Annotated in this window: 12 protein-coding genes; 3 read left to right on the top strand and 9 right to left on the bottom strand. The window is 64.6% G+C overall.

Features of this window, described 5'->3' with window-relative positions; genetic code table 11:
- Positions 1–101 precede the first annotated feature (101 nt).
- From ACP2YP_RS21520 to ACP2YP_RS21505, 4 genes are all read right to left on the bottom strand, one after another.
- Positions 102–296: a LuxR C-terminal-related transcriptional regulator gene (locus tag ACP2YP_RS21520; RefSeq protein ID WP_426418362.1), complete on the bottom strand. Its 195-nt coding sequence runs from the start codon at positions 294–296 to the stop codon at positions 102–104.
- Between the two features lie 29 nt (positions 297–325).
- Entirely contained in the window at positions 326–541 is a 216-nt protein-coding gene (locus tag ACP2YP_RS21515; protein ID WP_426418361.1) for a hypothetical protein, read from the bottom strand.
- Positions 542–679: 138 nt separating this feature from the next.
- On the bottom strand, positions 680–1,306 hold the full coding sequence (locus ACP2YP_RS21510; protein ID WP_426418360.1) for an HAD family hydrolase: 627 nt from the start codon (positions 1,304–1,306) through the stop codon (positions 680–682).
- Between the two features lie 15 nt (positions 1,307–1,321).
- Positions 1,322–2,449, bottom strand: a complete 1,128-nt coding sequence (locus ACP2YP_RS21505) for an alpha-hydroxy acid oxidase (RefSeq protein ID WP_426418359.1) — start codon at positions 2,447–2,449, stop codon at positions 1,322–1,324.
- 298 nt (positions 2,450–2,747) lie between these two features.
- Between ACP2YP_RS21505 and ACP2YP_RS21500 the strand changes: the two genes are divergently transcribed.
- Complete coding sequence (locus ACP2YP_RS21500) at positions 2,748–4,085, top strand: S41 family peptidase (protein WP_426418358.1); 1,338 nt, start codon at positions 2,748–2,750, stop codon at positions 4,083–4,085.
- Positions 4,086–4,224: 139 nt separating this feature from the next.
- Here ACP2YP_RS21500 and ACP2YP_RS21495 read toward each other — a convergent pair whose 3' ends face one another.
- Complete coding sequence (locus ACP2YP_RS21495; protein WP_426418357.1) at positions 4,225–6,945, bottom strand: bifunctional diguanylate cyclase/phosphodiesterase; 2,721 nt, start codon at positions 6,943–6,945, stop codon at positions 4,225–4,227.
- Positions 6,946–7,256: 311 nt separating this feature from the next.
- Here ACP2YP_RS21495 and ACP2YP_RS21490 point away from each other — a divergent pair, with 311 nt between their 5' ends.
- Positions 7,257–7,421, top strand: a complete 165-nt coding sequence (locus ACP2YP_RS21490; RefSeq protein WP_426418356.1) for a Flp family type IVb pilin — start codon at positions 7,257–7,259, stop codon at positions 7,419–7,421.
- A gap of 9 nt (positions 7,422–7,430) precedes the next feature.
- Here the strand turns inward: ACP2YP_RS21490 and moaC are convergent, their stop codons facing one another.
- From moaC to ACP2YP_RS21470, 4 genes are read right to left on the bottom strand one after another with little or no spacing between them, the layout of a single operon-like run.
- The gene (gene moaC / locus ACP2YP_RS21485; RefSeq protein ID WP_426418355.1) at positions 7,431–7,961 is read right to left on the bottom strand and encodes a cyclic pyranopterin monophosphate synthase MoaC; all 531 of its coding nucleotides are present in this window, start codon (positions 7,959–7,961) and stop codon (positions 7,431–7,433) included.
- A gap of 1 nt (position 7,962) precedes the next feature.
- Complete coding sequence (gene trpC, locus ACP2YP_RS21480; protein ID WP_426418354.1) at positions 7,963–8,784, bottom strand: indole-3-glycerol phosphate synthase TrpC; 822 nt, start codon at positions 8,782–8,784, stop codon at positions 7,963–7,965.
- 7 nt (positions 8,785–8,791) lie between these two features.
- On the bottom strand, positions 8,792–9,805 hold the full coding sequence (gene trpD / locus ACP2YP_RS21475) for an anthranilate phosphoribosyltransferase (protein ID WP_426418353.1): 1,014 nt from the start codon (positions 9,803–9,805) through the stop codon (positions 8,792–8,794).
- A 14-nt stretch (positions 9,806–9,819) separates the two neighbouring features.
- Positions 9,820–11,718 carry a SurA N-terminal domain-containing protein gene (locus ACP2YP_RS21470; protein WP_426418352.1) on the bottom strand — a complete coding sequence of 633 codons (1,899 nt, stop codon included), beginning with the start codon at positions 11,716–11,718 and terminating at the stop codon, positions 9,820–9,822.
- 277 nt (positions 11,719–11,995) lie between these two features.
- On the opposite strand from ACP2YP_RS21470, the gene tpiA reads away from it, so the two are divergent.
- Positions 11,996–12,751 carry a triose-phosphate isomerase gene (gene tpiA, locus ACP2YP_RS21465; protein ID WP_426418351.1) on the top strand — a complete coding sequence of 252 codons (756 nt, stop codon included), beginning with the start codon at positions 11,996–11,998 and terminating at the stop codon, positions 12,749–12,751.
- Positions 12,752–12,849: the final 98 nt, after the last annotated feature.

The raw sequence follows: 12,849 nt of genomic DNA, 5'->3' as shown, positions 1-12,849 counted from the left end.
GTGAAAGCTCCTGCTTGGGCAACACAAGGATCAGGTTGCAGCAAGCGTTCTAGCCGAGCGCGCGCGCCGAGGCAAAATGGATAAGAGGGCGCTGAGGCCAGCTATTTCTGCCACAACAACCGCGCCAGCTCGGCCTGCCGGCTCACGCCGGTCTCATCAAAAATCTTCGACAGGTGGCTGCGCGCGGTTCCGTCGGTGACGCTGAGCCGCCCGGCGGCGTCCCTGCGGTCACCGCCCTTGACGATATCGAGGGCGAAGAGAGCTTCGGCGCGGGTGAGACCGCAGCGCTCGCGCAAGCAGTTTCGCCGAGGCGCCGGGCCGAGCATCACGACGGGTCTATCGGATTTCCCCTTGCCGAGTTTCTGTCTTCGGCGACATCAGGCGCCTTGGGGCCCTGATCCTTGTCGGGCATCGGATCGGCCTGAGATTTCAGATCAGCCGCCTTGCTCATCAGCTTGGCGGACAGCTCGGAATCCGAGGTAGTCCTGGCGAATTTGACCAGCAGGGAGGCCTGCTTGGTGAGGTAGGTTTTGCCCAACACGATGACACGTCCGTTCGTAGAAGTCCCAACGGACTCTAAGAGTCCGGAGGCGGGCATTCCGTTCCCGGAACTCTGTACAAAAATGCACAAAGTGTTTTGGTTCCTCATTTCCGGGTGTAATTGTTCCGGAATCGGCGGTCAGATCCCCAGCGCCTTCAATGCGATGCCGACGTCGCGGGGCGAGGTGACATGCACCGTCATCAGCCCGCGGGCGCGGGCGCCTTCGACGTTCTCGGCGAGGTCATCGAAGAACACGATCCGGTTCGCGGGCACCCCCATCGCGGCGACGACATGGTCGAAGGCTTCCGCATCAGGTTTGCGCAGGCCGATGCTGGAGGAGAGATACAGCTCGCGGAAATGGCTGAGCAGATCGGCATATTCTTTCGAGAAATGGTCGACATGCGGTCGGTTGGTGTTGGAGAAGGCATAGAGCGGCATCTGCTTCGCCGCGCGCGGCAGCAATTCCGCGATGTGAGGCATCTCGCCGGCGAAGATCGCGTTCCACCCCTCCAGGAATTGCGCATCCGAAATTCCGATGCCAAGCGATGCGCGCAGCGACTGGAAATAGTCCTGGTCGCTGATCTTGCCGACCTCGTGCAGCCGGTAAGCCTCGCTGTCACGCTCATAGCGCGTCACGATGGCTTCGGGCTTGAGGCCTGCATGTCCCGCCCAGCAGGCGATCGCCTTGGAGAAATCGATGTCGAGCACCACGCGCCCGAGATCGAACAGAAGCGCGTCCGCGCTGCCGGGAGAGAGCGATGTCATTGCGTCCTGTTCTCGTCAGTATCGATAGGGCTCATGGTCGAACAGCGGGAATGCGCTGAACACACTCGGCGCATTGGTCGCAGTGGCCTGGTGCAAGCAGGATTTGTCGACCTCGGCGAACGAGGTGGCGCCCAGCAGGCCGAGGCAGCGCAGCACCTCGTCCTCGAGCAGCTCGAGCATCCGCGTCACGCCGGTCTCGCCGGCCGCCGCCAGGGCCCAGCATTGCAGCCGGCCGATGCCGACGAGGTCGGCGCCCGCCGCGATCGCCTTGACGATGTCCGTGCCGCGGCAGATCCCGCCATCGACCATGATCTTGGCGCGGCCCTTCACGGCGTCAACGATCTCCGGCAACACATGCATGGCGCCGCGGCCGTGATCGAGCTGGCGGCCGCCGTGATTGGAGACGTAGATCCACTCGACCCCGTGATCGACCGCGATCTGCGCGTCCTCGGCGGTGGCGATGCCCTTGAGGATCAGCGGTATCCTGAACTTGTCCTTGACCATCTTCACGGTCCGCCACTCCAGCCCCTTCTGAAAATCGCCGCCAGTGGCGCGCAGGCGGCTTTCGCGAACGTAGCGCTTGGCGATGTCACGCTCACGACGGCTGTAATGGGCGGTATCGACGGTCAGGCAGAAGGCGGCACAATTGGCCTTCTCGGCGCGGCTGACGATGTCGGCAACGAACGCGTCATCGCCGCGGACATAAAGCTGGTACATGCGCAGCGCATCGGGGGCGGCTTCGGCGGTCTTCTCCAGGCCGGGCTCGGACACCGAGCTCAACATGTGTGAGGCGCCGAAGGTGCCGGCCGCGCGCGCGACGCTGGCTGCTCCATGCGGATCGAAGATTTCCAGCGCGCCGACGGGGGCGAGCACCACGGGCAAGCGCATCTTGCGGCCGAACTGCTCAACCGAGCCGGAGACCTGGCGCACGTCACGCAGCACACGCGGGCGGAAAGCAATCTCGTCCAAGGCCATGCGGTTGCGGCGCATCGTGGTTTCGGTCTCGGCGGCACCGACGATGTAATCCCAGGCGTTCTGGTTGAGGTTGGAACGCGCTTTCCGGATGAATTCGTGCAGGTTTTGGAACGGCTCGTTGCTGGCGCCGAGCTCGACGTTCCGGTCCGGCCGGAGTGCTTCGTTCATTGTTATCCTCCCGAGAATTTGAAGCCTTATGTCATCGGGTATCTCGTCCGGCCCTCCAAAACCATCCTAAAATCGCATAGCTGCGAAGCGTGGTTCGACCGATCGATTCCCGCTTGGCGGGCAATGGTCTCGGAGGTCTCGGAACGTTGCCAAAAGTTTAGGCCAGGCGAAGGGATTTTTGCGGTATATCCGCGGGCGTGGCAGCCCGGCCTTGAAGAAACCTGAATGGTATTGTGAGAACCGGGCTGGATCGCCATTTGCGTGGCGTCCCGTCCCCAGCGAAAAGGCCAACCATTCCATGCGGAAAACCCTGCTGTTCCCCCTGGGCGCGCTCACCGGAGCATGCCTGACCCTCCTCGTATCCGGTCCGCAGGGCGGACTATGGGCGGCTCGGGCGGCGGCGGGCGCGGATGATGCCTATTCCCAGCTCAATTTGTTCGGAGAGGTCTTCGAGCGGGTGAAGGCGAGCTATGTCGAGAAGCCCGACAATTCCAAGCTGATCGAAGGCGCGATCACCGGCATGGTGACCTCGCTCGATCCGCATTCGCGCTACATGAACGACAAGGCCTGGACCGAGATGCAGGAGACCACCTCCGGTGAATTCGGCGGGCTCGGCATCGAGGTCACGATGGAGGAGGGCTTGGTCAAGGTCGTCTCGCCGATCGATGACACGCCGGCGTCGAAGGCTGGCCTCATGTCCGGCGACCTCATCAGCAAGATCGACGGCGAGGGCGTGCAGGGCATGACGCTCGAGCAGGCCGTCAACAAGATGAAGGGCCCGGTCGACACCCAGACCAAGCTCACCATCGTGCGCAAGGGCGCCGACGCCCCGCTCGATGTCGCAATCAAGCGCGAGATCATCCACGTCCGCCCGGTGCGCTTCCACGTCGAAAACGGCGACATCGGCTACATCCGCGTCACCTCGTTCAACGAGCAGACCACCGACGGTCTGAAGAAGGCGATCGCCTCGATCTCCAAGGATATCCCGCAGGAAAAGCTCGTCGGCTATGTGATGGACCTGCGCAACAATCCGGGCGGCTTGCTCGACCAGGCCGTGTCGGTGTCGAGCGCGTTCCTGCAACGCGGCGAAGTCGTCTCGACCCGCGGCCGCAATCCGGAAGAGACCCAGCGCTTCACTGCGCATGGCGGCGATCTCACCAAGGGCAAGCCGCTGGTGGTTCTGGTCAATGGCGGCTCGGCTTCGGCCTCGGAGATCGTGGCTGGCGCGCTGCATGACCATAAGCGTGCCACGATCATCGGTACGCGCTCGTTCGGCAAGGGCTCGGTGCAGACCATCATTCCGCTCGGCACCGGCAACGGTGCGCTGGCGCTGACCACGGCGCGCTACTACACGCCGTCAGGTCGTTCGATCCAGGCCCAGGGCATCGCGCCTGACATCGAGATCCTCCAGGACGTGCCGGCTGAGTTGAAGGGCCGCGTCGACACCATGGCGGAGTCGCAGATGCGCGGCCATCTGCAGGCCGCCGACGGCACCGAGCAGACCGGATCGCAGTCCTATGTCCCGCCGGAAGAGAAGGACGACAAGGCGCTGCACGCGGCCTACGACTTCCTGCATGGCGTCACCGTGAACGCGGCAGCCGCGAAGCCGGCGCCGAAGACCACGGTGCCGAACTAAACGCTATCGGTCTTTGCGACCTTCACAGATCGCCCGGGAGTGGATGACCGCTCCCGGGCGATTTCGTTTTGGGACGTCATCTTAGCTCGGATTCATTGAGCTAGGTGACAGGCCAGGATCGTTCCCGGCGGCACGCCGACTAGCTTGCCTCGCGGCGGCGAGCTTCGTTGCCGTCGCGCTGAGCGAGGCGGCTGCGATGGAGCGCGAACAGCTCCATCACCTTGTCGGCCGGCTTCGCGGCGCTGAACAGGTAGCCCTGCATCTCGGAGCAGCCGAGCGCGCGCAGCAGCCGCTGCTGTTCCTCGGTCTCGACGCCTTCGGCCGTGGTCGCCATGCGGCGGGCGCTGGCGAGATTGACCACGGCCTGCACGATGCTGGCAGAGCCGTCGGGGCCCGCAATGTCGCTGACGAAGCAGCGGTCGATCTTGATCTTGTCGAACGGGAAGCGGTGCAGATAGCTCAACGAGGAGTAGCCGGTTCCAAAATCGTCGAGTGCGATGCGGACGCCGATGGCGCGGAGCTGGTGCAGGATCGCAAGCGCTGTCTCGTCGTCGCGGATCAGCACGGCCTCGGTGATCTCGAGCTCGAGCCGGCTCGCCGGCAGATTGGAGGCGGCCAGCGCTGCCATGATCTTCAGCGCCAGCGTGCCGCTCTTGAACTGCACCGGCGAGACGTTGACGGCGAGGCGGATGTCGTCGGGCCAGCCGGCAGCGTCGCGGCAGGCAGTCGCCAGCACCCATTCGCCGATCTCGTTGATCAGCCCGGTATCCTCGGCGATCGGGATGAACTCGGCCGGCGAAACCATGCCGCGCTCGGGGTGGCGCCAGCGCACCAGCGCCTCGCAGCCGGAGATGCGGTCGTCCTTGAGGCTGAGGCAGGGCTGGTAATAGACCTCGAGGCCGCCATGGGCGATGGCGTGGCGCAGGTCGGTCTCCAATTGGCGCCGCTCGTGCACTTTGGCGTCCATTTCCGGCTCGAAGAAACGGTAGGTGCGCCGTCCAGCCGATTTGGCGGCGTACATCGCCATGTCCGCATTCTTCAGGATCTGGTCCAGCGCAGTGCCGTGTCGCGGTGCCAGCGCGATGCCGATGCTGGCGTCGGTGGTGAGATGATGGCCCATGCAGTCGAACGGCGTGCGGATCGCCGCGAAGACCCGCGCGACGAGCTCGTTGACCTGGTCCTGCGAGGTCACCGCGCTCTGCACGATCGCGAACTCGTCGCCGCCGAGCCGCGCCACGAAATCGGTCGGTCCAGCGCAAGCGCGCAGGCTCTCCGCCACTGACTTCAACAGTTCGTCGCCGACCAGATGGCCGAGCGCGTCGTTGACGCCCTTGAATTCGTCGATGTCGATGTAGTGCACCGCGAGCTCTTCGCCGTCGACAATGGCGAGAAGCTCTCCACGCAGGTGTTCGTGGAACATGGTGCGGTTCGGCAGGTCGGTTAGCGCGTCGTAGTGCGCGAGATGGGTGATGCGCTCCTCGATGCGACGGCGTTCGGTGATGTCCTCGTGGGTCGCGACCCAACCGCCATCACCGAGCGGCTCGTTGACGATCTGGATCGAGCGGCCATCGCTGGTGTCGACGACCATTGAGTTGCGCACGTGGATGTCGCGCAGCACACGCGCGACATACTGATCCGCGTCACCCGGGAACGAACCGATGGCCTTGCGGTGGGCGATGATGTCGAGAAAGCTGCAGCCGGGCTTCACGATCTCGGCCGACAGGCCGTACATCTCGATGTAGCGCTGGTTGCAGACCACGAGCCGCTGCGAGGCATCGAACAGCAGCAGGCCTTGGGTCATGTTGTTGACGGCGCGGTCGAGGCGCTGCTTCTCCAGCGTCAGCCGCTCCCGGGACATGCGATGCTGCTCCAGGAGCTTGCGCACGATCGCGATCAGCACGCCGGCGATCGCGAGCGCAGAGGCGCCGGCGACCGAAACCAGGATGCCGATTTGCTCGCGCCAGTCGGCAAGCGCCGCCGCGCGCGTGGTCGTCGCCATCATCAGGATCGGGAAGTGGGGCAGGACACGCGCCGAGACCAGCCGGTCCTCGCCGTCGACCGGGCTCACGAAGCGTCCGGCGAAGTGATCGAGCGCAAAGATCTTTTGCTGCTCGAACGAGCCGTTCCTGAAATTGTGTCCCATCGTCTCGCCGGAATGAGGGAAGCGAGCAAGCAAAGTGCCGTCCCGATGCAGCATCGAGATCGTCGCGCCTTCGCCGAGCATGACGGTCTCGAAGAATTTCTCGAAATTGGCCGGCTCGATGCCCCGTCCGACGATGCCCATGAACTCGCCGTGCGGTCCCATGATCTTGCGCACGATTAGGATGGTCCAGGCGCCGGAGATGCGGCTGTGCACCGGTTCGATCAGCACGTCGGGCGCCTGCGGATCGTATCGGAAGGTGCGATAATAGGAGCGGTCGGCAACGTTGACCTTCGGGGCCGGCCATGTCGTCGAGGAATTGATCACATTGCCGTCGGCGTCGATGACGTTGACGCCGCCCACGTAAGGCAGCGCCTCGATCTTCGAACGCAGCATTTGGTGCACGTCCTGGCCGGCAAGGCGCCTGCGATAGTCCTCCGCGGTCGTGATTCCGGTCGCGCGCAAATGGCCGACGAAATCCTTCTGGATGACTGCGAAATCCTGCAATTGCTGATCGAAATGATGGGCGAGCAGCAGCACTGTGTTTTCCAGCTCACGGCCGGAGTTGCGCAGCGCGCGCTCGCGGAAATTCTGTGCCATCAGCGTCGCGCCGACGGCGATCGCAGCGATCAGGAGTGTGCCGCCCACCACCAGCCAGCGGATCGGTCCGCTGCGGACGAAGGCCTGGTCAAGGAGGCGACTGCCGTATCTCGTCATCATGTCGAACGTTGCCGTACACACGTCAGGGTCAATTCATGACCCCCATAACATCCGTCGGTTTACGGGATCGATGTGGAGGCGGCGTTAGGAAGCGCGGTTAACGCGACATAAACCGCAACGCGAAAATGCAATCCATGCTGATGGCGAGAGGTGTGCAGGTTTTGCCTGCGATGGCCGTGATGCCGGTCAGTTCTTGCCGGTCGCAGCGACATCAACCAGCGCTTAACCATCTAACGTGTTGACGATCCTCGCTGCCGCGTTGGCGCGCGATTTGCGAATTGGGTTTGCATCGACGCAGAGAGGATACGATCATGAAAAAGACTTTGAAGAACTTCCTCGCCGACGAATCCGGTGCGACCGCGATCGAATACGGCCTGATCGCCGCCGGAATCGCGCTCGCCATCATCACCGTCGTGAGCGGTATGGGCAGCAGGCTCAATGCAAAATTCGGTTCGATCAGCGCGTCGCTGAAGTAGGAATTGTGGTCAGGCGCGGTAGTGGCCCGACTTGCCGCCGAGCTTCTCGATCAGATGGATGCCCTCGATGCGGACGCCGCGTTCCACCGCCTTGATCATGTCGTAGATTGTAAGGCAGGCGACCGAGACCGCCGTCAACGCTTCCATCTCAACGCCTGTGGGGCCGGTCACCTTGACGCTGGCACGCACCACACAGCCCGGCAGCCTGGCGTCGGGCTCGATGTCGACCGTGACTTTCGAGAGCGCGAGCGGATGACAGAGCGGGATCAGCTCGGAGGTCCGTTTCGCCGCCATGATTCCGGCGATCCGCGCGGTGCCGAGCACGTCACCCTTCTTGGCATTGCCGGAGACGATCAGGTCGAGCGTCGCCTTCTCCATGACGACGCGCCCTTCGGCGACGGCGAGCCGCTCGGTTGCGGCCTTGTCCGAGACGTCGACCATCCGCGCTTCGCCGGAGGCGCCGATATGGGTGAGGGCAGGGCTCGCCTTGTTCGACGGCTTGGTCTTCGACGGCTTGGCCTTGGACGGCTTGCGCGCCATATCAGCGCGTGCCCGTGGCGCGGGCCTTGGTGTCGCGCGCGAGCAGCGTGCGCGTCGCCGCGGTGACGTCGGCCTGCCGCATCAGGCTCTCGCCGACCAGGAAGGTCGACATGCCGACGCGCTCGAGCCGGGCGAGATCGGCAGGCGTGAAGATGCCGCTCTCGCCGACCATCAGCCGCTCGCCGGGGATCAGCGGCGCCAGCGTCTCGCTGGTCGCAAGCGTGGTCTCGAAGGTGCGCAGATTGCGGTTGTTGACGCCGATCATCGGCGAGCGCAGCTTCAGTGCCCGGTCGAGCTCGGCGCGATCGTGGATCTCGATCAGCACGTCCATGCCATAGGCAAGCGCTGCGTCTTCGAGGTCCTTGGCCGTGGCGTCATCGAGTGCGGCCATGATGATGAGGATGCAATCGGCGCCGTGGGCACGCGCCTCGACGACCTGATAGGTGTCGAACAGAAAATCCTTACGCAGCACCGGCAGCGACGTCGCCGCGCGCGCCGCGACCATGAAGTCGAGATGGCCCTGGAACGAGGGCGTGTCGGTCAGTACCGACAGGCAGGCCGCGCCGCCCGCCTCATAGGCCTTGGCGAGATCAGGCGGATCGAAATCGGCGCGGATCAGCCCTTTGGACGGCGAGGCCTTCTTCACCTCGGCGATCAGCGCATAGTCGCCATCGGCGTGCTTGGCCTTGATCGCGCGCACGAAGCCGCGCGGCGCGCCTTGCGCCTTGGCTTTGGCCTCGATGGCGGAGAGCGGCTGCGCGCGCTTGGCTGCGGCAATCTCCTCACGCTTGTAGGCTTCGATTTTGGTCAGGATATCAGACATGACAGGCTCAGCTGTTCGAGACCGCGATCAGATGCTTCAGCCGCGCGCTCGCCGCGCCGCTGTCGAGCGACTTTGCACCGATCGCGACGCCCTCCTTGAGGTCCTTGGCGCGGCCGGCGACGATCAGTGCAGCCGCCGCGTTGATCAACGCGACGTCGCGATAGGGGCTCGGCTTGCCGTCGAGCACGCTTTGCAGCGCGGTCGCATTGGCTTCGGCATCGCCCCCCTTGAGCGCACCGGGCTCGCAGCGCGACAGGCCGGCGTCCTCAGGCGTCACCTCGAAATTCCGGATCTCGCCATTGTCGAGCGCGGAGACGAACGTCGGGCCGGTGAGAGTGATCTCGTCCAGCCCGTCGGAGCCGTGCACCACCCAGGCGGATTCGGAGCCGAGATTCTTCAGCACCTGCGCCAGCGGCTGCACCCATTGCCGCGAGAACACACCGACCATCTGCCGCTTCACGCCGGCGGGGTTGGACAGCGGTCCGAGCAGATTGAAGATCGTGCGGGTGGCGAGCTCGACCCGGGTCGGGCCGACGTTCTTCATGGCCGGATGATGAGCCGGCGCGAACATGAAGCCGATGCCGCATTCGCGCACGCAGCGCCCGACCTGCTCGGGCTTGAGGTCGATCTTCACGCCGAGCGAGGCCAGCACGTCGGCGGCGCCCGAGCGCGAGGATAGTGCGCGGTTGCCGTGCTTGGCGACCGGCAGGCCGGTGCCCGAGACGATGAACGACGCGCAGGTCGAGACGTTGACCGAGCCGGAGCCGTCGCCGCCGGTGCCGACGATGTCGACGGCGCCCGCAGGGGCATCGACAGTGAGCATCTTCGAACGCATCGCCGTGACCGCACCGGTGATCTCGTCCACGGTCTCGCCGCGTACCCTGAGCGCCATCAACAGGCCGCCCATCTGCGAGGGCGTGGCCTCGCCGGACATCACGGCGTCGAAGGCGGAGGCGGCCTCGTCACGCGACAGGCTGGCGCCGGTCGCCACTTTTCCAATGATCGATTTCAGGTCGTCCATCGCGTGCTTTCAATTCACTGGTTCGCGCCGGTCACTTGCGCGAAGGCGGCCTGATTAATGGTGGTCCCGATGTCGGCTTCAAGCTTGTTGACGTAGGAGGCAACCTGCTCGTCGGTCAGCGACTTGTCGATGCCCTCCTTCAGCTTCTTGACGGCATCGGAGGCGGTATCGACCGTGGGCTCGACGACGTCGGTGACGCGGTAGACGATGACTTCGCTGCCGCCGGTCACGGGGGCCTGTCCGACGCCGTCCTTGGCGGTACGGAAAGCGGCCGCAACGATGTTCGCCGGCACGCCGGCCGGTTGATCATCGCGCTTGAAGCCGTTGGCGGTCTCGACCTTGGTGTTGATCGCAGCCGCCTCGTCAGCGAGCTTGCCGCCCTGTTCGAGTTTCTGCACCATCTCGGTCGCCTTGGTCTTGAGCTTGGCGGCGATCTGGTCCTGGCGCCAGCGGGCCTCGACCTGGTCGCGAACCTCGTCGAGGTTGCGGTCGCGCGACGGCGTGATGGCGAGCACGTCGTACCAGACATAGCCGCCCTTGAACGAGATCGGGTCGTTGTCGACGCCGATGTCGCTGTTGAAGGCCTGCGACACCACATCGAGGCCCTGCGGAATGTTGGCGACGGTCTGCCCGTTCGGCGCGCGGCCCGAGCGGTCGACGGCATCGATGGTCACGGCGGTGAGCCCGAGCTTCTGCGCGGCATCGGCGACGCTGGTGCCGGCGCCCCGCTCGTCTTCCATCTTGTCGCGGAGCTCGCCGACCCTGACGCGCGCACGCTCGGTTGCGATCTGGCGCTTCACGTCGCCGGCAAATTTGCCGTAGTCGGCCTCGACGCCCGGCTCGATCTTGTCGACCTTGACGATCGAGACGCCGAGACGGCCCTGGATCGGCTGACTGATCTCGCCTGCGGGAAGCGCGAAGGCGGCATCGCCGACGGCAGGTTCGAGTGCGGATTTGGCCACGAGCCCCAGGTCGACGTCGGTCGCGCTCAGTCCGCGCTCCTTGCCGAGGTCCTCGAAGGAGAGTCCGCCGGCGAGGCGCTCGCGCGCGGCCTGCGCCTCGGCGAGGTTCGGGAACACGATCTGGTGGATCTGGCGCTTCTCCGGTGTGGCGAGCAGGTCCTTGCGCTGATCGAACAGTTTCTTCGCGTCGTCATCGGAGACGTCGCTCCACTTGGCGATCTCCTCAGGCGAGATCACGGCGAAGACGATCTTGCGAAATTCGGGCGCGCGGAACTGGACCTTGTGATCCTCGAAATAGGCGGCGAGCGCCTCGGGCGAGGGCGCGTCGATGCTGCCTGCCTGCGCCGTGTCGAGCCTGACGAATTCGATCGCGCGCTGCTCGTTCTGGAAGCGCGTCGCGACGTCGAGCATGGCCCGCGGCGGCTCGAGCCCGGCGCCGATCGTGCCGGTGATCTGCCGGCGCAATGCCACCTTGCGCTGCTCGGCCACGTAGCGCTGCTCGGTGTAGCCGAAATTGCGGATCAGGCCCTGGAAGCGGTTCGCATCGAATTTGCCATCAACGCTCTTGAAGTTCGGGTCGTTCATGATGAGCTGGCGGATCTGGTCGTCGGACTGGCCGAGCCCGAGCCGGCGCGCGTTTTCATCGAGGGAGGCTTCCGCAATTGTCTGCTGTAGCACCTGGCGATCAAGGCCAAACGCGCGTGCCTGTTCCGGCGTCAGCGGGCGGCCAAACTGGCGGCCGATTTGCTGGAGGCGGTCGGTGTAGATCTGGCGGAACTCGTTGAGCGAAATCTCGGTGTGCCCGACCTTGGCCACCGTAGACTGGCCGAAGCCCCGGAAGATGTCGGCAATCCCCCAAACGCCGAAGCTGATGATCAACACGCCCATCACGACGGCCATGATGGTCTTGCCGACCCAGTTTGATGAGGCCTTGCGCATTCCTCGAAGCATTTGGTCCAACTTGTTTGGCAGGAGGGGAACGGGAGCGCGTCTTAATGCAGATTCCGCAGAAGCGCCTCACCAAATTGATATGCCATCATAAAGTGGTGGCTTTCCCCCCGCAACCTCAGGGCAGGCCGGCCTTCGGATCTGCGGTTAAAGGCCCCAGAGCGTTTTCGAGCGAAGTGGACCCCGGTTTGCGTCAAGAAAACGCGTCAAAACAAGAATCTGGAACTGCCGCGGCGCCTCTGCTAGCGCATGCACAAACCTCATTTTGCTGGAAATTGACATGACCGATGCCATCCGACCGCTGATCGCCGGCAATTGGAAAATGAACGGCCTGAAGGCCGCGACCGCCGAATTCGACGCCATGCTAAATGGCGCGGCAGAGGTGGCCGGCAAGGCCGATCTGCTGGTCTGCCCGCCGGCGACCCTGATCGCGGCCTTTGCCGACAAGGCGCGCGGCAAGAAGGTCGCCGTAGGGGCCCAGGATTGCCATCCCAAGGCCTCCGGCGCCCATACCGGCGATATCGCAGCCGAAATGCTGGCGGACGCGGGTGCGACCGCCATCATCGTTGGCCATTCCGAGCGCCGCGCCGACCACGGCGAGGGCGATGCCCTGATCCGGCAAAAGGCGGAAGCGGCCTGGCGAGCGGGAGCGGTCGCGATCGTTTGCATCGGCGAGACGCAAGCCCAGCGCGATGCCGGGCAGACCCTGGACATCGTCCGCGGCCAACTCAACGGCTCGCTCCCGGAAAGCTCCGCTGCGGCCAATCTGGTCGTGGCCTATGAGCCGGTCTGGGCGATCGGCACGGGACTGACCCCCACGGCCAAGGATGTCGAGCAGATTCATGGCTTTATTCGGGAACTCCTGACCATCAGGTTCAAGGCGGATGGGGCGGTGATGCGGATCCTGTATGGCGGCTCGGTCAAGCCGTCGAACGCGGCCGAGCTGATGGCGGACAAAAACGTCAACGGCGCGTTGGTCGGCGGCGCCAGCCTGAAAGCGGCCGATTTCCTTGCGATCGCCAAAGGCTGCCCCTAGGTAGGGGTAACGCGCGGCCGTGGCCGATCGGGGGTGGCAATGCCCCTTCCGATCGTGTAACACCGCGCAACTTCAGGAAAACCCGCGAAGCGCGATCG

This window comes from Bradyrhizobium genosp. A, assembly GCF_049949275.1.
GTDB lineage: Bacteria > Pseudomonadota > Alphaproteobacteria > Rhizobiales > Xanthobacteraceae > Bradyrhizobium.
This window is presented reverse-complemented; position numbering and strand designations above follow the sequence as displayed.